Annotated in this window: 16 protein-coding genes; 9 read left to right on the forward strand and 7 right to left on the reverse strand. The window is 70.5% G+C overall.

Features of this window, described 5'->3' with window-relative positions:
- Positions 1–100: 100 nt before the first annotated feature.
- Together IF11_RS0123270 and IF11_RS0123275 are read left to right on the forward strand one after the other, a co-directional pair.
- Positions 101–2,650 carry a SpoIIE family protein phosphatase gene (locus IF11_RS0123270; RefSeq protein ID WP_078490866.1) on the forward strand — a complete coding sequence of 850 codons (2,550 nt, stop codon included), beginning with the start codon at positions 101–103 and terminating at the stop codon, positions 2,648–2,650.
- A 79-nt stretch (positions 2,651–2,729) separates the two neighbouring features.
- Positions 2,730–3,368: a nucleoside/nucleotide kinase family protein gene (locus IF11_RS0123275; protein ID WP_030353639.1), complete on the forward strand. Its 639-nt coding sequence runs from the start codon at positions 2,730–2,732 to the stop codon at positions 3,366–3,368.
- A 65-nt stretch (positions 3,369–3,433) separates the two neighbouring features.
- Here IF11_RS0123275 and IF11_RS0123280 read toward each other — a convergent pair whose 3' ends face one another.
- The 5 genes from IF11_RS0123280 to IF11_RS0123300 form a co-directional block, all read right to left on the reverse strand.
- Complete coding sequence (locus tag IF11_RS0123280) at positions 3,434–4,333, reverse strand: carbohydrate kinase family protein (protein ID WP_030353640.1); 900 nt, start codon at positions 4,331–4,333, stop codon at positions 3,434–3,436.
- On the reverse strand, positions 4,330–5,253 hold the full coding sequence (locus IF11_RS0123285; protein ID WP_037728361.1) for a pseudouridine-5'-phosphate glycosidase: 924 nt from the start codon (positions 5,251–5,253) through the stop codon (positions 4,330–4,332). Before IF11_RS0123285 ends, IF11_RS0123280 begins: the two co-directional genes overlap by 4 nt.
- 124 nt (positions 5,254–5,377) lie before the next feature.
- On the reverse strand, positions 5,378–6,607 hold the full coding sequence (gene fdhA / locus IF11_RS0123290; protein WP_030353642.1) for a formaldehyde dehydrogenase, glutathione-independent: 1,230 nt from the start codon (positions 6,605–6,607) through the stop codon (positions 5,378–5,380).
- 288 nt (positions 6,608–6,895) lie between these two features.
- Positions 6,896–7,441 carry a methylated-DNA--[protein]-cysteine S-methyltransferase gene (locus IF11_RS0123295; protein ID WP_030353643.1) on the reverse strand — a complete coding sequence of 182 codons (546 nt, stop codon included), beginning with the start codon at positions 7,439–7,441 and terminating at the stop codon, positions 6,896–6,898.
- Positions 7,442–7,488: 47 nt separating this feature from the next.
- The gene (locus tag IF11_RS0123300) at positions 7,489–8,373 is read right to left on the reverse strand and encodes a glycerophosphodiester phosphodiesterase (RefSeq protein ID WP_030353644.1); all 885 of its coding nucleotides are present in this window, start codon (positions 8,371–8,373) and stop codon (positions 7,489–7,491) included.
- A gap of 299 nt (positions 8,374–8,672) precedes the next feature.
- On the opposite strand from IF11_RS0123300, the gene IF11_RS0123305 reads away from it, so the two are divergent.
- The 5 genes from IF11_RS0123305 (at position 8,673) to IF11_RS0123325 (ending at position 15,966) form a co-directional block, all read left to right on the forward strand.
- Complete coding sequence (locus IF11_RS0123305) at positions 8,673–9,563, forward strand: MHYT domain-containing protein (protein ID WP_037728363.1); 891 nt, start codon at positions 8,673–8,675, stop codon at positions 9,561–9,563.
- A gap of 81 nt (positions 9,564–9,644) precedes the next feature.
- Positions 9,645–11,774, forward strand: a complete 2,130-nt coding sequence (gene uvrB, locus IF11_RS0123310) for an excinuclease ABC subunit UvrB (RefSeq protein WP_030353646.1) — start codon at positions 9,645–9,647, stop codon at positions 11,772–11,774.
- Positions 11,775–11,959: 185 nt separating this feature from the next.
- Positions 11,960–12,526, forward strand: coding sequence for a TerD family protein (locus IF11_RS0123315; RefSeq protein WP_030353647.1), 567 nt, complete (start codon positions 11,960–11,962; stop codon positions 12,524–12,526).
- A 226-nt stretch (positions 12,527–12,752) separates the two neighbouring features.
- A complete protein-coding gene (locus IF11_RS0123320) occupies positions 12,753–14,708 on the forward strand; it encodes a TerD family protein (RefSeq protein WP_030353648.1) in 1,956 nt (651 codons plus the stop codon).
- 247 nt (positions 14,709–14,955) lie between these two features.
- Complete coding sequence (locus IF11_RS0123325) at positions 14,956–15,966, forward strand: TerC family protein (protein ID WP_030353649.1); 1,011 nt, start codon at positions 14,956–14,958, stop codon at positions 15,964–15,966.
- Between the two features lie 72 nt (positions 15,967–16,038).
- On the opposite strand, the gene IF11_RS0123330 is transcribed toward IF11_RS0123325, so the two are convergent.
- Together IF11_RS0123330 and IF11_RS0123335 are read right to left on the reverse strand one after the other, a co-directional pair.
- Complete coding sequence (locus tag IF11_RS0123330; RefSeq protein WP_030353650.1) at positions 16,039–16,692, reverse strand: MBL fold metallo-hydrolase; 654 nt, start codon at positions 16,690–16,692, stop codon at positions 16,039–16,041.
- Positions 16,693–16,702: 10 nt separating this feature from the next.
- Entirely contained in the window at positions 16,703–17,389 is a 687-nt protein-coding gene (locus IF11_RS0123335) for a maleylpyruvate isomerase family mycothiol-dependent enzyme (protein ID WP_030353651.1), read from the reverse strand.
- Positions 17,390–17,618: 229 nt separating this feature from the next.
- On the opposite strand from IF11_RS0123335, the gene uvrA reads away from it, so the two are divergent.
- Both uvrA and IF11_RS0123345 read left to right on the forward strand, forming a co-directional pair.
- A complete protein-coding gene (gene uvrA, locus IF11_RS0123340) occupies positions 17,619–20,567 on the forward strand; it encodes an excinuclease ABC subunit UvrA (RefSeq protein WP_078490867.1) in 2,949 nt (982 codons plus the stop codon).
- Between the two features lie 75 nt (positions 20,568–20,642).
- Positions 20,643–21,551, forward strand: coding sequence for an alpha/beta fold hydrolase (locus IF11_RS0123345; RefSeq protein ID WP_030353653.1), 909 nt, complete (start codon positions 20,643–20,645; stop codon positions 21,549–21,551).
- Positions 21,552–21,613: the final 62 nt, after the last annotated feature.

The raw sequence follows: 21,613 nt of genomic DNA on the forward strand, positions 1-21,613 counted from the left end.
CGGATGTCATACTTGGAGGCATCAGTAGCCACGGGAGGCCCGCCGGGGCCGGGACCTCGTTCCCCGGCGGTCGGGTCCAGGCAGGGTGAGATGAGCGACGATGAGGCGACCGGACTCCGCGCGGGGCGACCAGCCCGTCCGGTCGAACGATCCCCACGAGACCAATCCTCGTGAGAGCGATCCCCACGAGACCGAGGCCGCCGAGACCGATCCCCGCGACCAGCCGACCGATCCGTTTGACGAGGCGGCCACGGCCAGGGCGGTCATCGACGCGCGAGGCACCGTAACGGGGTGGAGCGAGGGTGCCCGCCGGCTGCTCGGTCACCGGCCGTCGGAGATCGTCGGACGGTCCGTCGCCGAGCTGCTCGCCGATGGGGCGACCGCGCGGTCCCGCGCCGGCACGCTCGATCCGGGGGCGCTGGATCCGGCCGCCCTGCCGGACAGATGGAGCGGGACGGTCACGCTGCTGCACCGCAACGGCGACCGGCTGGACGTACGGCTGCTGGCACACCGCCGTACGACGGACGACGGCGCCACCGAGTGGTTCGTCGTCTCCCCGCTGACCCGGGCGGCCCCGCACTTCGAGGACCCGCACCTGCTCGAACTGGTATTCATGCAGTCGCCCTGTCCGATGGCCGTCTACGACACACGGCTGCGGCTGCGGCATGTGAGCGAGGACATGGAGCGCCTGCTGGGCCTCACCGAGGACGACGTACGCGGCCTGCGGCTGCCCGAGGCCATGCCCGCCCCGGAGATCGACAACACTGAGCGGCACATGCTGCGGGCGCTGGAGACCGGCGAGCCGCAGCACCTCGAATTCTCGCTGCGCCTGCCCGGCCACGACCGTGAGTTCGCCTGGGCGGTCTCCATCGCCCCGCTGCGGGACGGGGGCCGGACACGCGGTGTGGTCGTGGCGGTACACGACATGACCAGACAGAACCGCGCCCAGCAGCGGCTGCTCCTGGTGAACGAGGCCAGTACCCGTATCGGCAGCGCCCTCGACGTCGTGAGCACCGCGCAGGAGCTGGCCGATGTCGCGGTCCCCGTGCTCGCCGACTTCGTCACCGTCGATCTGCTCCCCGAGGTCAGCAGAGGCGGCGCCGAGACCCCCGCCGGCCCGCTGCCCGGCCAGGTCAGGCTGCGGCGCGTCGCCTGCCAGTCCGTTCTTGAGGGGGCCCCGGAGGCCGTGGTCGAGCTCGGGGACACCTCCTTCTACCCCGACAGCTCGCCCGCCGCCGAGTGCCTGATCACTCAGCGGGGCGTCATGAGGAGGGTGACGGACGCCTCCGTGGCCCGATGGGAGACGACCGATCCGGGGCGCGCCGCCAAGATGCGCGAATTCAGGTTCCACTCGACGATGGCCGTCCCGCTGCGCGCTCGCGGCACCATCCTCGGCGTGGCCACCTTCTCCCGGCACCGCAGCCCGGCCCCCTTCGAGCTGGACGATCTGCTGCTCGCCGAGGAGATCACGGCGCGGGCGGCCGTCTGTATCGACAACGCCCGCCGCTACACGCGCGAACGCGACACGGCGCTGGCCCTTCAGCGCAGCCTGCTGCCGCACGCGCTGCCCGAACACGCGGCGGTCGAGTTCGCCTTCCGCTACCTCCCCGCCGACTCGGGGGCCGGAGTCGGCGGCGACTGGTTCGATGTGATCCCGCTGTCCAGCTCGCGCGTGGCCCTGGTCGTGGGCGATGTGGTCGGCCACGGCGTCCAGGCGTCGGCCACGATGGGCCGGCTGCGTACGGCCGTACGCACCCTCGCCGATGTCGATCTGCCGCCCGACGAACTGCTCACCCACCTCGACGACCTCGTCAACCATCTGGCCGCGGAAGCGTCTAGCGGACAGCCCCCGGGCGCCGAGGCCGCCGGGGATGTCGGTGCCACCTGCCTCTACGCGGTCTACGACCCGGTGTCCCGGCGCTGCTCCCTCGCGCGCGCCGGACACCCGCAGCCCGCGATGGTCACCCCGGACGGCTCCGTCGCCTTCCTCGACCTGCCCGCGGGGCCGCCGCTCGGCCTCGGCAATCTGCCCTTCGAGTCCGTCGACGTGGAGCTGCGGGAGGGCAGCGTGCTCGCCCTGTTCACCAACGGCCTCGTCGAATCCCGCGAGCGCGGCATCGACGAATCGTTCGCCGCGCTGCGCACTGCCCTCGCCCAGCCCGCCGCGCCGCTGGAGGACACCTGCGACAACGTACTGAAGACGCTGCTCCCCGGCCGCCCCGCCGATGACGTCGCCCTGCTCCTCGCCCGTACCCGCGCGCTCGACGCGAGCCAGGTCGCCACGTGGGAGCTGGAGTGCGACCCCGCCGGGGTGGCCCAGGCGCGGCGGGACGCCGCCGAGCAACTGGCCGCCTGGGGGCTGGAAGACGCCGTCTTCACCACGGAACTGGTGGTCAGCGAGCTGGTCACCAACGCCATCCGGTACGCCCAGGCCCCCATTCAGCTGCGCCTCATCCATGACCGCAGTCTCATCTGCGAGGTCTCGGACGGCAGCAACACCGCTCCGCATCTGCGCCGGGCCCGGGTGTTCGACGAAGGGGGCCGTGGCCTCCTGCTCGTCGCTCAGCTCACGCAGAGCTGGGGCACCCGCCAGGGCACGGGCGGCAAGACCATCTGGGCCGAGCAGACTCTTCCTGTGACCGACTTCTGAGGGCGGGGCAGGGGCGGGGCGGGGCGGCGGGTACGGGCCGGCGCGCCATGAGCGAGCGCCGCTGAACGATGATGGCCGGGTGCGACTCGAAGCGATCACCTGGGAGCGGCTGACCGAGGCCGTCGCCGAGCACGTGCTGGAGACGGGGGCGGCGGACGGCGGTCCCTGGCTCCGTGTCGCCATCGACGGAGCGCCCGCCGCCGGGACCCGTGAGCGGGCCGACGCGCTCGCCGGGGCGCTGCGGGTACGCGGCCGGTCGGTACTGGTCGTGGGGACCGGCGGGTTTCTGCGGCCGGCCTCGCTGCGGTACGAATACGGGCGCGAGGACCCGGAGTCGTACTACAGCGGCTGGTTCGACACCGGCGCGCTGTGGCGGGAGGTCTTCGGGCCGCTGGAGCCCGGCGGCACCGGGCGGGTCCTGCCCGATCTCTGGGACCCCGCCACCGACCGGGCGACCCGCAGCCCGCACAGCGAACTCGTGCCCGGCGGTGTGCTGGTGCTGCACGGCCCGCTGCTGCTGGGGCACTGGTTCCCGTTCGACCTCACAGTGCATCTGCGGCTGTCACCGGCCGCGCTCCGGCGCCGTACCGACGAGAGCGAACGCTGGACGCTCCCCGCCTTCGAGCGGTACGAGCGGGAGGTGGACCCGGCCGAGGCCGCCGATGTGGTCGTACGGACCGACGATCCGCGCCATCCGGCGTGGGGCGGCCTCGGATAGCGGCTTTCGGACAGCGGTCCCGGTGACCGCCCCGTACGGCGCGCGGCCCCGGCGGACGTGTGAAGTCAGGGCCGGCCGCCCACCGTCGCGACCGCCCGCGCCCCCGCCCGGCAGCCCGCCGTGGCAGCCGCCACCGGGTCCGCCCCCGCGAGCCGGGCCGCGAGGAACGCGCCCGTGAAGGCGTCGCCCGCACCCGTCGAGTCCACGGCACGCGCCGGGACCGGCGGGACCCGGGCCGTGACAGCCCCCGCCCGCGCCACCAGCGCGCCGTCCCCGCCCAGGGTCACCACCGCCACCCCCACCCGTCCGCTCAGCGCGGCGGCGGCGTCCGCCACGTTCGTCAGCCCGGTGAGGAGCCTGGCCTCGTCCGCGTTCGGGAGCAGCGTCTCCACGCCCTCGACCGACGCCAGGAAACGGTCCGCGCCCAGTTCCTTGATGAACCCCGTCGAGGCCGGGTCCACACTCACCGGGACGCCCCGCTCCCCGGCCGATTCCAGGGCGGCGACGGCCAGTTGACGGCTCGTGTCCGCGAAGAAGAGATAGCCGGAGAGATGCAGCCGGCCCACCCCGTCCAGCAGGGACGGCGACCAGTCGGCGGGAGACAGCCGCAGCGCCGCGCCGCTGTCGGTGAGCAGCGTGCGTTCGGCGGACGCGTCGACCAGACAGATCACTGTCGCGGTCGGCACCGCCTCGTCGACGACGAGATGGGTACGTACCCCCGCCCGCCGCAGCCGCTCCTCGTGCCACTCCCGCGCCTCCGACCCCACCCGTGCCAGCAGCCGTACGTCCGCGCACCCGGAGCGCGCCGCCCAGCAGGCCGCGTTGGCCCCGGCGCCGCCCGGCAGCGTACGGATCTCGGCGGCCGTGTCCGTACCGTGCGCGAGCGGGGTGCGGTAGCGCGCCACCACGTCGGTGACCACGTCCCCGATCACCAGCAGCGCACCGCCCCCGGCGCCGCTGCTCATCCGCCCGCCGCGGTGCGTGCCGCCGCGATGCGCGCCGCGAGCCACACATTGCCGCGCACCGCCGCGAGATTGGCCTCCAGCGAGGCGCCGCCCGTCCGCCGCATCAGCTGGTCCAGCAGGAACGGGGTGACCGCCTGACCGCTGATACCGCGCTCATGACACTCCGTCAGCGCTTCCGCGAGCACCCGGTCGTGCAGCTTCGGATCCAGCTGCTCCGCTTCCGGCACGGGGTTGGCGACGATGAGCGCCGCCTCCGGTCCGCCGAGCGCGTCCTGAGCGTCCATCACCGCCGCGACCTCCTCGGGCGTACGGACCGTCCAGTCGACCGGTTCACCGGACGAGGTCAGATAGAAGCCGGGGAACCGGTCGGTCCCGTAGCCGAGAATGCCGACGCCCAGCGTCTCCAGCCGCTGGAGCGTCGCCGGTACGTCGAGGATCGATTTGACGCCCGCGCACACCACGGTGATCCGGGTCCTGGCCAGCAGCCGCAGATCGGCCGACTCGTCCTGGGTGTCGGTCCAGCCGCGGTGGACCCCGCCGAGGCCGCCCGTCGCGAAGACCCGGATCCCGGCCCGCGCGGCCAGGAACGCCGTGGCGGAGACGGTCGTCGCGCCGCTCGCGCCCGCCGCGAGCGCGGGCGCCAGATCGCGCTGGCCCAGCTTCCGTACGGACGGGTCCTGGGCGACCCGCTCCAACTGGTCCTTGGACAGGCCCACCTGGGGCCGGCCGTCCAGCACGGCGACCGTTGCGGGTACGGCGCCGCTGGACCGTACGAGCGCCTCCAGCTCCTCCGCGACCGCCAGATTGCGCGGGCGCGGCAGTCCGTGCGCGATGATCGTCGATTCCAGGGCGACCACGGGACGGTGCGCGGCGAGCGCCTCCCGTACCTCGGGGGAGAGCTGCGAAGTGATGTCTGGCATGTCCCCATCCATGGCACATCCCGCGCGGACCCAAACGTCGACGCGCGGGCGAACGCCCGCGCGCCCGGGCCCGTGCCCGTGGAGGGCGCGGTGCCGACCGCGCCCTCCACTGCTCGGGAATCGTTCAGGCGGCCACCACCCCGTTCAGCGCGCCGTGCGGATTGAGCACGTACTTCCGGCTGGCGCCGTGGTCGAACTCGTCGTAGCCGCGCGGGGCGTCCTCCAGCGAGATCACCGTGGCGTTGACGGCCTTCGCGATGTGGACCCGGTCGTGCAGGATCGCCATCGCCAGGCCCCGGTGATACTTCATCACCGGGCACTGTCCCGTGCTGAAAACATGGCTCTTCGCCCAGCCGAGACCCAGCCGGACCTTCAGCGTCCCCGTCTTGGCGTCCTCGTCGATACCGCCCGGGTCGTCGGTGACGTACAGCCCCGGGATACCGAGCGCGCCGCCCGCCCTGACGACACCCATCAGGGAGTTGAGGACGGTCGCCGGAGCCTCCTTGGAGTCCTTGCCGTGCGCGCGTGCCTCGAAGCCGACCGCGTCGACCGCGGCGTCCACCTCGGGCTCGCCCAGGATCTGGGCTATCTGGTCCTCGACCGCCCCCATGGTGAGATCGACGGTCTCACAGCCGAAACTGCGGGCCTGCGCGAGCCGTTCGGCGTTCAGGTCGCCGACGATGACGACCGCGGCGCCGAGCAGCTGGGCCGAGGCCGCGGCTGCCAGACCGACAGGTCCCGCGCCCGCGACATAGACCGTGGAGCCGACGCCCGTGCCGGCTGTCACCGCTCCGTGGTAGCCGGTGGGGAAGATGTCCGACAGCATCGTCAGATCGAGCAGCTTCTCCAGCGCCGCGTCCCGGTCGGGGAAGCGGAGCAGGTTGAAGTCCGCGTACGGCACCATCACGTACTGCGCCTGTCCGCCGACCCAGCCGCCCATGTCGACGTAGCCGTACGCCGCGCCGGGACGGGCGGGATTGACGTTCAGACAGATACCGGTCTGGCGCTCCTTGCAGTTCCGGCAGCGGCCGCAGGCGATATTGAAGGGCACCGACACGACATCGCCGACGTCGATGAACTCGACGTCGGGGCCGCGCTCGATGACCTCACCGGTGATCTCGTGGCCGAGGACCAGGCCTTCGGGGGCCGTGGTCCGGCCGCGCACCATGTGCTGATCGCTGCCGCATATGTTGGTGGCGAGTACCTTGAGGATGACCCCGTGGCGGCATTTACGGCCTACGTTCGCGGGGGCCACACCCGGCCCGTCCTGAAGTTCGAGCGTCGGGTAGTCGGTGGTCCTCACATCCACCTCACCCGGCTTGATGTATTCGACTGCCTTGTTTCCTCCGCTCATCCTGACTCGCCGTCCCTTCGGCTCTCCTCGTCCAGCGGATGACTCGGCCTGTGCGTGTGATGGAGTCGGCCACCGCTCGGGCGGTCCGGCCGAGGTGTGTGCCGGTACGGGACGAGCCGGATACGGAACGTGTCCGGTCAGCGGGAGCGGGGCGCCCCGGGCCGACATCTGCCGCCCGCCGGGCTGTACGCGCGGTGGTTCTCCATAAATCAGCCTAAGCCCGGCACGGAAAGCGGACAAGTGCCAGTAAATGCACGCGATCCGCCCTGTTCGGAGCGGCGAAGCGGCTCAGAAGAGCGGTTCCGGAAGCACACCCTCCAGAGCCAGCAACTGCCGTTTCGTTTCGAGCCCGCCCCCGAAGCCGCCGAGCCCGCCGTCGCTCTCCACCACGCGATGACACGGCACCACCACCGGCAGCGGGTTGGAACCCATCGCCGCGCCGACCGCCTGGGCGGCCGCCGGCTGGCCCACCCGCTTGGCCAGATCGCCGTAACCGACCACCGTGCCGTACGGGACGCCCGCCGCCAGCTCGCGCAGCACCTGCCGGTTGAAGCCCGTGGAGAGCGACCAGTCCAGCGGCAGCCCGAACTCCCGCAGCTCGCCCGCGAAGTACGCGGACAGCCTGCGTATCGGCTCGGCCAGCAGCCCCGACGCCGACTCGACGGGCTCGGTGCCCAGCCGGTCCCTCAGCTGCCCGAGCGCCTTCTCCCGCACCGGCCCGTCGACATGGAAGACGACGCTCACCAGCCCCTGGCCGGTCGCGGCCAGCAGCAGCGGCCCGATGCCGGTGGACACGACCGTCCACTCCACCGTCGACTGCCCGTAGTTGTTCATGCCGACCACGGTACGGGCCACCACTGACAACGGGCCTGTGACCGGCCTCAGCCCACCGCGTCCCGCACCACGTCGGGGTTGTTGGTGATGATCCCGTCCACGCCGAGATCCCGGACGCGCACCGCGCCCGCCGCGTCGTTGACCGTCCACGTGCTCACCGTGAGCGGCTTGCCGTGCGCGCCCTTGAGCCGGTGCACCGCGGCCACGTAGTCGCCGGTGAGCGCGGCGTGCGCCGGGTTGATCTGGTCCGTGAACGCGGCGTACGCGGGCAGATCGGCCACTGCGGGCGCGCCGAGGAAACCGGTCGTGAGATCCGGGCGCAGCCGGTGCACCGTACGGATGCTGTCCGCGCTGAAGCTCTGGACGACCAGCTTGTCCCGGACGTGCGCGCGGCTGAGCCAGCCCTCCTGGCGCAGCACCCGCAGGATGTCCTTCTCGACGCCGGGGTACTGCTCGGGAGCCTTGATCTCCAGAAGCAGCTTCTGCCGGTTGGCCTCGACGGCGTCCAGATACTGCTTCAGCGTGGGTACGCGCTCGCCCGCCCACCGCTCGCCGAACCAGCTGCCCGCGTCCAGCCGGGCGATCTCCGCGGCCGTGAAGTCCTTGACCTTCCAGGGGGCCCGGTCGGGGAAGACCTCCTCCACATCGGTGGTCCGCTTGAGGTTGTCGTCGTGGATCACCACCAGCCGGCCGTCCTTGGTGCGCTGGACGTCGTTCTCCACCCAGCCGATGCCCAGGTCACCGGCCGCGTCGACGGCCGCGAGCGTGTTCTCCGGGGCGTAGGCGGAGGCGCCGCGGTGCGCGATGACGACCGGGCTCCCGCTCCTGGACTCGGCGGCCGGGCCCGCGCTCGCGGTGGCGGCACCGGGCAGAACGAGCGCGGTGACTCCCAGCAGTGCGGCGGCCGTTGTCACTGAGGTGCGTGTGTACACGTGTACTCCTCGCGTCGTGCGATGACGGTCGGCCAGAGCGTGGCAGCCCCCGGCCAACAGGGAACAGGCGAAGGCCGGCCACAACGTGAAGTCACGCCAAGGACCGGAAAGACGGACCGGAAGGATGGGATGACATCATGAGGCCCGCACCGGCGCGGGGCCGCCCCGTACCGCGAGGTTGTGTCGTTTCGTGTCGACAAATCGCCGGTCGCCTGTTTGCTAACCGGGCCGGCCGTCCTACCCTCGCCCGAGCCGGCGCTTTCGTATCAGGAAGCACGAGGGGCGAGGGGCATATCGCTATGCAGGGCACGATCGACGGATTCAGCTACGGTCTCGTCACACCCGTGGCGGCCTTTCTCATGGCCTGCCTCGGCGCGGCTCTGGGCCTGCGCTGCACCGCGAGATCCCTGCGTACCAGACGCTCCTGGAAGCCGGGCGGGCTCGCGCTCGGATCGGCCGCGATCGGCTCCGGCGTCTGGACGATGCACTTCATCGCGATGATGGGGTTCAGCGTCTCGGAGGTGCCGGTCGGCTACGACCGGTTCACCACGTTCGCCAGCCTCGTCGTGGGGATCGTCATGGTCGGGGTGGGGATCTTCATCGTGGGGTACCGCGGCACGACCCCGATGACCCTCGTCACCGGCGGCACCATCACCGGCCTCGGCATCGCCACCATGCACTACCTCGGCATGGCCGGCATTCGGCTCCACGGCCGCGTCGGATACGACACGGTCACCGTCGCGCTCTCCGTCATCATCGCCGTCCTCGCGGCGACCGCGGCGCTCTGGGTGGTCGTCTCGCACCGCGGATTTCTGGCCGGTCTGGCCGCCAGCGCGGTGATGGGCGTCGCGTCGACCGGCATGCACTACACCGCCATGGCCGCGGTCCGCGTTCATCTGGACGGCGCCGTCGACGACTCGGGCGGCGCCCCGGCCACCGAGCTGCTGGCCCCGATGCTGGTCGGCCCGGCGTTCTTCCTGCTGCTGGCCGGTGTGGCGGTGCTGGTCGACCGGCTGCTGGTGACGGGCCGTCCCGAGCGGTCACGCTCCGCGGGGGCCGTGACCGGGCCGTGCGGGCGCGGTGGGGTGCCCGCGCAGCGGATCCGGCCGCGGCCGGCCCTCCGCGAGCACGCCGACCGTGCGGCGGCCAGGTCCCCGCGCCGCGGCTCCCAGGACCTCCACGACTGGTGACGCGGGTGAGCCGCCGGTCACCCCGGGTGATCCGGGACCGCTCACCGCCCCACTGTCAGTGCGGGGTCGTACGGTGGATCCATGCGGCCCGTTTCCAAGATCGAACGTACGGTGGCGCCTTTCGAGGTCGTCAGCTCCTACCAGCCCAGTGGCGACCAGCCGACGGCCATCGCCGACCTGGAGCGGCGTGTCCGCGCGGGCGAGAAGGATGTCGTCCTGCTCGGCGCGACCGGCACGGGAAAGTCGGCGACGACCGCCTGGATGATCGAGAAGCTCCAGCGCCCCACGCTGGTGATGGCGCCGAACAAGACCCTCGCCGCCCAGCTGGCGAACGAATTCCGCGAGCTGCTGCCCAACAACGCCGTCGAGTACTTCGTCTCGTACTACGACTACTACCAGCCAGAGGCGTACGTCCCCCAGTCGGACACCTACATCGAGAAGGACTCCTCCATCAACGAGGAGGTCGAGCGGCTGCGCCACTCCGCGACGAACTCCCTCCTCACCCGGCGCGATGTGATCGTCGTCGCCTCGGTCTCCTGCATCTACGGCCTCGGTACGCCCCAGGAGTACGTGGACCGGATGGTGCCGCTGAAGGTCGGCGTGGAGCTGGACAGGGACCAGCTGTTGCGCCGCTTCGTCGACATCCAGTACACGCGCAACGACCTCGCGTTCACTCGCGGCACCTTCCGGGTCCGCGGCGACACCATCGAGATCTTCCCGGTCTACGAGGAGCTGGCCGTCCGGATCGAGATGTTCGGCGACGAGATCGAGGCGCTCTCCACGCTGCACCCGCTCACCGGCGAGGTCATCAGCGACGACGACGAGCTGTACATCTTCCCCGCGAGCCACTACGTGGCGGGCCCCGAGCGCATGGAGAAGGCGGTCAACGGCATCGAGCGGGAGCTGGAGACCCGGCTGGCCGAGCTGGACAAGCAGGGCAAGCTGCTGGAGTCCCAGCGGCTGCGGATGCGTACGACCTACGACATCGAGATGATGCGCCAGATCGGTTCCTGCTCGGGGATCGAGAACTACTCGATGCACTTCGACGACCGTGAGCCGGGCTCCGCGCCCAACACCCTCCTCGACTACTTCCCCGAGGACTTCCTGCTGGTCATCGACGAGTCGCACGTCACCGTGCCGCAGATCGGCGCGATGTACGAGGGTGACGCGTCCCGCAAGCGGACCCTGGTCGACCACGGCTTCCGGCTGCCGTCCGCGCTCGACAACCGCCCGCTGAAGTGGGAGGAGTTCCAGCAGCGGATCGGCCAGGCCGTCTATCTCTCCGCCACTCCCGGCACGTACGAGATGTCCCGCTCCGACGGCTTCGTGGAGCAGATCATCCGTCCCACCGGCCTGATCGACCCCGAGGTCGTCGTGAAGCCCACGGAGGGCCAGATCGACGATCTGGTCCATGAGATCCGCGAGCGCACCGCGAAGGACGAGCGCGTCCTGGTGACCACGCTCACCAAGAAGATGGCCGAGGACCTCACCGACTACTTCCTGGAGCTGGGCATCCAGGTGCGGTATCTGCACAGTGATGTCGACACCCTGCGCCGGGTCGAGCTGCTGCGCGAGCTGCGCGCCGGTGAGTACGACGTCCTCGTCGGCATCAACCTGCTGCGCGAGGGCCTCGACCTCCCGGAGGTCTCCCTGGTGGCGATCCTCGACGCCGACAAGCAGGGCTTCCTGCGCTCGGGCACCTCACTGATCCAGACCATCGGCCGGGCCGCGCGCAATGTGTCCGGCCAGGTCCATATGTACGCCGACAAGATCACCCCCGCGATGGCGCAGGCGATCGACGAGACGAACCGGCGCCGCGAGAAGCAGATCGCGTACAACACCGAGCGCGGTATCGACCCCCAGCCGCTCCGTAAGAAGATCAACGACATCGTCGCGACCATCGCGCGCGAGGAGGTCGACACCGAGGCCCTGCTCGGCACGGGCTACCGGCAGTCGAAGGACGGCAAGCCCGCCAAGGCCCCGGTCCCCTCGCTCGGGGCGAAGCCCGCGAAGGGGGGCAAGGCGGCGGCCACGGGCGCGGTGCTGACCGACCGGCCCGCCGCCGAACTGGCCGGGATCATCGAGGAGATGACCGACCGGATGCGGGCCGCCGCCGCCGAGCTGCAGTTCGAGGTCGCCGCGCGGCTGCGCGACGAAGTGAGCGAACTCAAGAAGGAATTGCGGCAGATGAGGGAGGCGGGGCTCGCCTGACACACCGGGGCACCTGGTGTGTTGCAAGACCGACACAAAAACGGTCCAAGCCTCCTGCGCTGTCCGCGTGACTGCGTAGGGTGCTGCGCAACCGCATACGGACGGTTGCGGGGGAACCATTCGAGAGGGGACAGCGCGTGGTGGACGTATCCAAGGGCGGCGCGCCCGGAGGCCCTGGCGTCAATCTGACCAAGGGTCAGGCCATCAGCCTGGAGAAGAAGGGCGGCGGCACGCTGACGGCGGTGCGCATGGGGCTCGGCTGGCAGGCCGCCCCGCGCCGGGGCCTGTTCGGCTCCCGTACCCGCGAGATCGACCTGGACGCCTCGGCGGTGCTGTTCGCCGACAAGCAGCCGGTCGACGTGGTCTTCTTCCGCCATCTCGTCAGCGACGACGGCTCGGTACGGCACACCGGCGACAATCTCGTCGGCGGCGCGGGCCAGGGCGGCGACGACGAGGCGATCCTTGTCGACCTCCAGCGGATCCCGGTCCATATCGACCAGATCGTCTTCACGGTGAACTCATTCACCGGCCAGACGTTCCAAGAGGTCCAGAACGCCTTCTGCCGCATCGTCGACGAGACCAACGGCCAGGAGCTGGCCCGCTACACGCTCGACGGCGGGGGCCAGTACACCGCGCAGATCATGGCGAAGGTGCACCGCGTGGGCTCCGGCTGGCAGATGACGGCCCTCGGCAACCCGGCCAACGGCCGTACGTTCCAGGACCTGATGCCGTCGATCCTGCCGCATCTGTAGGACAGGACGACGGCCGCGGTGTCGTCCCGTACGCGCAGCTCCCGGAGGTCGGCGCAGGCCACCGGGGGCTGCGCCTCTGCTGTCACACCGCACCACCCCCGCACCTGAGCACCCGTACTTGAACATGCGCACCTGAGCGTGCGCACCGGAACACCCGCACAGAGTTGTACAGACCTGTACACCCACACCTGAACACTGACGCGTAACCGATGAGGGGACAGAGGCGATGACGGCCGAGCTGGTCCGGGGGCAGAACCACCCCTTGCCCCACACCCGACTGGAGATCCGGGTGACGGCCGGCGCACCGGTCATGGCCTGCGCCACGCTCGCGGACGCCCAGGGCACCGTGGGCGGCACGGAGTGGATCGTCCACCCCGGTTCGCCCTCGCTCCCGGGCATCGAGGTGTCCCGCCAGGCCGCCGCGGGTCTGCGCTTCCATGTCGATCTGGACGCCCTGCCCCCGCGCGTGCATCTGGTGCATGTGCTGCTGGCCCTCCCCGAGGGTGTCGGCGGCCCCGACCGCTTCGGCGCCACCGCGGCCCCCTTCGCGGCCGTCACCTCCACCGAGGGCGTCGAGGTCGCGAGCTTCACCCTCACCGGGCTGGACTCCGAGACCGCCGTCATCGCCCTGGAGCTGTACCGCCGCCAGGGCGCCTGGAAGGTCCGGGCCGTCGGCCAGGGGTACGCGGGCGGCCTCGCCGAGCTCTTCGGCGACCAGGGGCTGCCGCAGGCCCGCGCCTTCGCCGCCGGTATCCAGGAGGCGGTGGCCCGCCATCTGGCCAGCGCCGTACAGGCGCCGCTGCCGGGTGCGACGGACGGCGGGCGGCGCAGGTCCGAGGGACTGCCCCTGGCTCCGCAGCCCGCCCCCGCCCCGCAGTCCGCGCCCGACACCGTGCCGCCCGCCGGGCCGCCGTCGTCCGGACCGCCGTCGTCCGGTGGTCCGCAGTCCGGCGCGGGCGGGGCCGTCAACTACACGCATCCGGGCCGCCGTACGTCCACGCCCCCGCCCCCGCCCCCGGCCGCGGAGCCCGCCCAGCCGGGCCGGCCGCCCCGCCCTGTCGCGGGCGACGCCACGGGCTGGTCCATGGACGAGCGTCTCTACAACCAGGTCTGGGGCATGTTCGAAGACCTGGCCCGTACGACCGCCGCGTACCGCAGCGCCATGGACTTCGCCGAGTCCCGGCTCGACCAGGAGCTGGACCGCGTCCTCTCTGACCCCCGTCAGCGCATCGGCGGCGCGGGACACGCCGCGCGCGAGGCCGCCCGCGCCAAGCACGACCAGCTCGCGGGCCGGGCGCGCGAGGTCCTCGACCGCGACCTCGCCCAGCTCGTTGCCGAGTCCGAGGTCGTCGAGCCCGCGCTGCCGCCCGCCTACGCCCGCTGGGACAACCCCGTCTGGCACGGCTACCGCGTCCCGATGGAGATCCCGATGGCGCTCCGCCTCGGCGATGTCCATCTGCCCGAGCGCCCCGATCTGCGGATACCGATGCTGGTGCGGCTGCCCCTGGAGCGCGGGCTCTGGGTCGACAGCGGCCGCTCCGGCTCCGAGGCCGCGCTGATGATGGACGACGCCCAGCTGCGCGGGCTGGCCATGGACACCGCGGTCGCCCATGCCGCGCGCCTCCTGGCCGTCTACCCGCCCGGCGAGTTCACCGTCCATGTGATCGATCCGGCCGGCTCCGGGGCGCGCTCACTGGCCCCGCTGACCGCGTCCGGGGTGCTCGACCAGCCGCCCGCGACGGGCGCCGGGGGAGTGGCGACCGTCCTCGCGACGCTCACCCAGCGGGTGGATCTGGTGCAGATGGCGATCCGCGGCGGGGCCGCCGAGTCCCTGCCGCCCGGTCTGGACACCGCTGAGCAGCTGCTGATCGTCAATGACTTCCCGCACGGCTTCGACGACCGCGCGGTCACCCAGCTGCGCTATCTCGCCGACGAGGGTCCGGCGGTCGGCGTGCATCTGCTGATGGTCGCGGACCGCGAGGACGCGAGCGCGTACGGACCGGTGCTGGATCCGCTCTGGCGGACGCTGCTCCGCGTCACCCCCGTGCCGGACGATCACCTCGCCGACCCCTGGGTGGGCCATGCCTGGACCTATGAACCGCCGACGGTGCCGCCGGGCAGCCGGGTGCTGCTCCAGATCCTGGAACAGGTGGCGTCCGCGCGCCGTTCCTGGCGCCGCTGAGCCGTCCTGAACTACACGCCTGACCTGGGCACTTGGCGATCGTTTACCTCTTTCTTTACCTTTCCTTGGTCTTTCCTGTACTCTTCTTTGCAGCGGAGGGGAGTACTCCCACATCGCGACGTGCCCGTCAATACGGATCGCCATCGATCCCGGGGCGTCGGCCCGGGGAGCGGCGGAAGCCGCCCGGGTGGAGGAGACCTCCGGCAGCGACGACGCTGATCAGTAGCCGTACGAAGCCGGAGGCACAGTGGACGTTTCCCTGACCCTGTGGGTGCTGACCATTCTTGGTCTGTCCGCCCTTATCGCTGTCGACTTCTTCATCGGGCGCAAGCCCCATGACGTGTCGATGAAGGAAGCCGGTATCTGGACGGTCGTCTGGATCGCCCTCGCCGCGCTGTTCGGTGTGGGCCTGATGCTGTTCGGGACGGGCCAGGCGGCCGGTGAGTTCTTCGCCGGATTCATCACCGAGAAGTCGCTCAGTGTCGACAATCTCTTCGTCTTCGTCCTGATCATGGCGAAGTTCTCGGTTCCCTCGCATCTGCAGCAGCGCGTGCTGCTCATCGGTGTGCTGATCGCCTTGGTGCTGCGCGCCATATTCATCGCGGCCGGCGCCGCGATCATCGCCAGCTTCTCGTGGGTCTTCTTCATCTTCGGCGCGTTCCTGATCTACACCGCCTGGAAGCTCATCCAGGAGGCGCGCTCGGACGACGACGAAGAGGAGTTCGAGGAGAACCGCCTCCTGAAGTCCATCGAGAAGCGCTTCGGGGTCGCCGACAAGTACCACGGCACCAAGCTCTTCATCCGGAGCAACGGCAAGCGGATCCTCACCCCGCTGATGGTGGTCATGCTGGCCATCGGCACCACCGACGTGCTGTTCGCGCTGGACTCCATCCCCGCGATCTTCGGTCTGACCCAGGACCCGTACATCGTCTTCACCGCCAACGCCTTCGCCCTGATGGGTCTGCGGCAGCTCTACTTCCTCATCGGGGGGCTGCTCAAGAAGCTGGTGCACCTCAGCTACGGTCTGTCGGTCATCCTGGGCTTCATCGGTGTGAAGCTGGTGCTCCACGCGCTGCACGAGACCGGGGTGCATGTTCCCGAGATCTCCATTCCGGTCTCGCTGGCGGTCATCTGCGGTGTCCTGATCGTCACCACGATCACCAGCCTGATCGCCTCGAAGAAGCAGGCGGAGCGCGACGCGGCCACCGCGGCGGCCGAGTCGGACAGCGACAAGGACAAGGACAGCGTCGAGGCCTGATCCTCGCGGAACGGGGAAGGGGGCGAGCGGCAACACTGCCGCTCGCCCCCTTTCGCGTTTCCCGCCCGTCGTTTACCAGCCGCGTGCCCGCCAGGCCGCGAGGTGGGGGCGTTCGGCGCCGAGGGTGGAGTCGTTGCCGTGGCCCGGGTAGATCCATGACTCGTCCGGCAGGGCCGCGAAGATCTTGGTCTCGATGCCGTCCATCAGGCTCGTGAAGTCCGCCGGGGTCCCGGTCTTCCCGGGGCCGCCGGGGAACAGGCAGTCGCCGGTGAACAGATGCGCGTGGTCGTGCGGGTCGTCGTAGACCAGGACGATCGAGCCCGGGGTGTGACCCACCAGATGCAGGGCGGTGAGTTCGATCTCACCGACGCGGATCGTGTCCCCGTCCTCGACCGGGACATCGGTCGGGACGGGGATGGCCTCGGCGTCGTACCGGCCCGCGTACGTCCGCGCGCCCGTGGCCGCCACGACCTCGGCCAGGGCCTGCCAGTGGTCGCCATGGCGGTGCGTGGTGACGACGGACGCGATGCCGTCGTCACCGATCAGGGTCAGCAGCGTGCCCGCGTCATTGGCCGCGTCGATCAGCAGCTGCTCACCGGTGGCCCGGCAGCGCAGCAGATAGGCGTTGTTGTCCATGGGCCCGACGGCGACCTTGGAGATCATCAGGGCGGGCAGTTCATGCACATCCGCCGGTCCGCCGACCTTCACCGCTCCGCTGTACGTCATACGGATCAGCCTATAGCGGGGGCAGTACGGGGAGGGGGCCGTCCGGGGACTTGAGCGCGGCCCCGTCCCTGCGGCCCGCGAGCCAGCCCATCAGGTCCGCGGCCGGTCCGCTGACGGCGAGCGGCGTGCCCTCCGTACGGCCCGTGCGCCAGCTCCGGCCGTCGGGCCCGGTCAGCGCCAGCGGCGGGACCGCGGCGTTCCCTGAGAAGCGCTCCACGAGGAAGCGGGTCTCGCGCTCGGTGAACTCCTCGGACAGATCCTCAAGCTCGCGGCCGATACCGAGATCGACATGGTGCAGCTCGATCTCGATCAGCCGGCGGAACGGAACGCGGGCCGCCGCATCCGTGACGCCATTGCGCATCGTGACGACCCGCGTCCAGTCCGCGGGTGCGGCCGCGGAATGCTGGAAGCCGTCGGCGGTGTTACGTACATCGGCGAGCTGGACATCCAGCGGCCTGGGCGCGTCCCGCTCGATATCGGCGTCGCGCGTCGCGGCGTCGCGGTACATGGGCCGGCCTTCGAGCACATTGACCAGTGCGTCCGCGTTTCTGGCGAGATGTGCCAGCACATGTCCCCGGCTCCAGCCCGGGAGCCGTGACGGCGCCGCGAGGGCCGCGTTGTCCAGTCCGGCGGCTGCGCTGAGGAGCCGATCCGTCGCTTCACGTACAGCTGCCAGGTCACGCTCGTGGTCGATCATGGCGCCGACGATAGCGCCGGCACTCGATCGGGTGAAGACGGTGACGGGCAGCCGTAAATCGAATGCGCGTGCTATAGGCTCGGACGAGGCATCCTGGCATGTAGGCACTACCCGCCCGGCGCTCCGAAGCCCGGCAATCGACCCCTTGGCAATCCATCGTTCCGGCGACCCCCATTAGTGTGAGAAGGGGGCTCCGCCCCTGGTTCTCTTCAGAAAGGTGCGGACCGGCGTGGCCGACCGTCTCATCGTCCGTGGCGCGCGCGAGCACAATCTCAAGAACGTGTCGCTCGACCTCCCCCGTGACTCCCTCATCGTCTTCACCGGGCTTTCCGGGTCGGGCAAGTCCTCTCTCGCGTTCGACACGATCTTCGCCGAGGGACAGCGCCGGTACGTGGAGTCCCTCTCCTCGTACGCCCGGCAGTTCCTCGGTCAGATGGACAAGCCGGACGTCGACTTCATCGAGGGGCTCTCCCCGGCAGTCTCCATCGACCAGAAGTCGACCTCGCGCAACCCGCGCTCGACGGTCGGCACGATCACCGAGGTATATGACTACCTCCGGCTGCTCTTCGCCAGGATCGGCAAGCCGCACTGCCCGGAGTGCGGGCGGCCGATCTCCCGGCAGTCGCCGCAGGCCATCGTGGACCGGGTGCTCGAACTGCCCGAGGGCAGCCGGTTCCAGGTCCTCTCGCCGCTCATCCGTGAGCGCAAGGGCGAGTTCGTCGATCTCTTCGCCGATCTGCAGACCAAGGGCTACAGCCGGGCCAGGGTCGACGGGCAGACGATCCAGCTCAGCGAGCCGCCCAAGCTCAAGAAGCAGGAGAAGCACACCATCGAGGTGGTGGTCGACCGCCTCACGGTGAAGGACAGCGCCAAGCGCCGGCTGACCGACTCGGTCGAGACCGCGCTCGGTCTCTCCGGGGGCATGGTCGTGCTCGACTTCGTCGACCTCCCCGAGGACGACCCCGAGCGCGAGCGGATGTACTCCGAGCATCTGTACTGCCCGTACGACGATCTCTCCTTCGAGGAGCTGGAGCCCCGCTCCTTCTCCTTCAACTCGCCCTTCGGCGCCTGCCCCGACTGCACCGGTATCGGTACGCGCATGGAGGTCGACCCGGAGCTGATCGTCCCCGACGAGGACAAGTCCCTCGATGAGGGCGCGATCCACCCCTGGTCCCACGGCCATACGCGGGAGTACTTCGGACGGCAGATCGGCGGCCTCGCCAAGGCACTCGGTTTCCGTACGGACATCCCGTGGGCCGGACTCCCGGCGCGCGCCAGGAAGGCCCTGCTGTACGGCCACAAGACCCAGGTCGAGGTCCGGTACCGGAACCGGTACGGCCGCGAGCGCGCCTACACCAGCCCCGCCTTCGAGGGAGCGGTCTCCTTCGTCAAGCGGCGGCACACGGAAGCGGAGAGCGACACCAGCAGGGAGCGCTTCGAGGGCTATATGCGCGAGGTGCCCTGCCCGACCTGTGAGGGCACCCGCCTCAAGCCGATCGTCCTCGCGGTCACGGTCATGGAGAAGTCCATCGCCGAGGTCGCCGCGCTCTCGATCAGCGACTGCGCCGACTTCCTGGGCGAGCTCAAGCTGAACGACCGGGACAAGAAGATCGCCGAGCGGGTGCTCAAGGAGGTCAACGAACGGCTGAAGTTCCTGGTCGACGTCGGTCTGGACTATCTCTCGCTGAACCGCGCCGCCGGGACCCTCTCCGGCGGCGAGGCCCAGCGGATCCGGCTCGCGACGCAGATCGGCTCGGGGCTGGTCGGGGTGCTGTACGTACTGGACGAGCCGTCCATCGGTCTGCACCAGCGGGACAACCACCGGCTGATCGAGACCCTGGTCCGGCTGCGTGACATGGGCAACACCCTGATCGTCGTGGAGCACGACGAGGACACCATCAAGGTCGCCGACTGGGTGGTCGACATCGGCCCCGGCGCCGGTGAGCACGGCGGCAAGGTCGTGCACTCGGGACCGCTGAAGGGGCTGCTGGCCAACAAGGAGTCGATGACCGGCCAGTACCTGTCCAGGAAGAAGGTCATCCCGACGCCGGACATCCGCCGGCCGATCGGCCCGGACCGGCAGCTCACCGTGCGTGGCGCCCGGGAGAACAATCTGCGGGACATCGATGTGTCGTTCCCGCTGGGGGTGTTCACGGCCATCACCGGAGTCTCGGGCTCCGGCAAGTCGACGCTGGTCAACGACATCCTCTATACGCATCTGGCGCGCGAGCTGAACGGTGCGAAGTCGGTACCCGGCCGGCACACCCGGGTCGACGGCGACGATCTGGTCGACAAGGTCGTGCATGTCGACCAGTCGCCCATCGGCCGTACGCCCCGGTCCAACCCGGCCACGTACACCGGGGTCTTCGACCATGTCCGCAAGCTCTTCGCCGAGACGATGGAGGCCAAGGTCCGCGGCTACCTCCCCGGGCGCTTCTCCTTCAACGTCAAGGGCGGCCGCTGCGAGAACTGCTCGGGTGACGGCACGATCAAGATCGAGATGAACTTCCTGCCGGACGTCTACGTCCCGTGCGAGGTCTGCCATGGAGCCCGCTACAACCGGGAGACCCTGGAGGTCCACTACAAGGGCAAGTCCATCGCCGAGGTGCTGGACATGCCGATCGAGGAGGCCCTGGACTTCTTCGAGGCCGTCCCGACGATCTCGCGGCACCTCAGGACGCTCAACGAGGTCGGCCTCGGGTATGTCCGGCTGGGCCAGTCCGCGCCGACCCTCTCGGGCGGCGAGGCGCAGCGCGTGAAGCTGTCGAGCGAGCTGCAGAAGCGCTCCACCGGCCGTACGGTCTACGTCCTGGACGAGCCGACGACCGGTCTGCACTTCGAGGACATCAGCAAGCTGATCACGGTGCTCTCCGGACTGGTCGAGAAGGGCAACACGGTGATCGTGATCGAGCACAACCTGGACGTCATCAAGACGGCGGACTGGGTGATCGACATGGGGCCGGAGGGCGGCAACGGCGGCGGTCTGGTGATCGCGGAGGGCACCCCGGAGCAGGTGGCCGGCGTCCCGGCCAGCCACACCGGAAAGTTCCTGCGGGAGATCCTGGACGCCGAGAGCATCAGCGACGCGGCGCCGATGAAGAAGGCGACGACCAGGAAGACGGCGGCCAAGAAAGCACCGGCCAAGGCGGTGGCGGCGAAGAAGACCGCCGTCCGCTAGGCGGCGCGCCCACGCCGCGCGCATCGCCCCGTAAAGCGGCTGTCCCGTCCCTTCCGGGCCCGGCACAATCCTGGGATGGACGAGACGGCCGCGACGGGCGACAGGGACGAGACGGTTCTGACGGACGACGGGGTACGGCTCTGGGCCACCCGCACGGGCGGCGGCGCCGGTGAGCCCGTGATCCTCTGCCATGGCGGGCCGGGCCTCTGGGACACCCTGGAGGAGCCGGCGGCCCTGCTTCCCGACACCCCGGCGTACCGCTGGGACCAGCGGGGCAGTGGCCGCTCCCAGCGCTCGGGGCCGTACAGCACGGACCGCTCGGTGGCCGATCTCGACGCCGTACGGCGCCACTTCGGGCTGGAGCGGGTCACGCTGCTCGGCCACTCCTGGGGCGCGCGGCTGGCCCTCGCCTACGCGCTGGACCATCCGGCGCTGGTCAGCGGGCTGATCTATGTCTCGGGCACCGGCATCGACGACGACTCCACCTGGCATCCCGCGTACAAGGAGGCGTTCCACCGCAAGCTCGGCGAGCGGCGGGGCCGCCGGGAGTGCTGGGAGGAACTGCGCGAGCGCGGTGACGGTCGTACGGAGGCGGAGGACCGGGAGTACGCCATCCTCCAGTGGTCGGTGGACTTCGCCGACCGCGACCGCGCGCGGGAGCACGCCGAGGCCATGGCGACGCCGTGGTTCGGCGTCAACTACACGTGCAACGCGACCATCGGCGCGGAGCTGAGACGGCCCGGGGCCACACACGGGCTGCGGGAGCGGTGCGCCGCGCTGCGGGTCCCCGTACTGATCGTGGACGGGGAGGACGACATCCGGCCCCGGTGGTCCGTGGACTCGCTGGAGGGCGCGCTCCCCGATGTGACCAGGACGATGCTGGCGGGCGCCGGACACATGCCCTGGACCGAGGACCCGGAAGGCTTCCGGACGGCGGTCGGGGCGTTCCTCAGGGGCGTGTCCCACCGCGGGGACAGCCGCTGAAGGACCGCCGGAACGGCCCCGGTATCGTCGCGTATGTCACCGACCCCTGACCCAGTGGAGAC

This window comes from Streptomyces scopuliridis RB72, from assembly GCF_000718095.1.
GTDB classification, from domain to species: Bacteria; Actinomycetota; Actinomycetes; order Streptomycetales; family Streptomycetaceae; genus Streptomyces; species Streptomyces scopuliridis.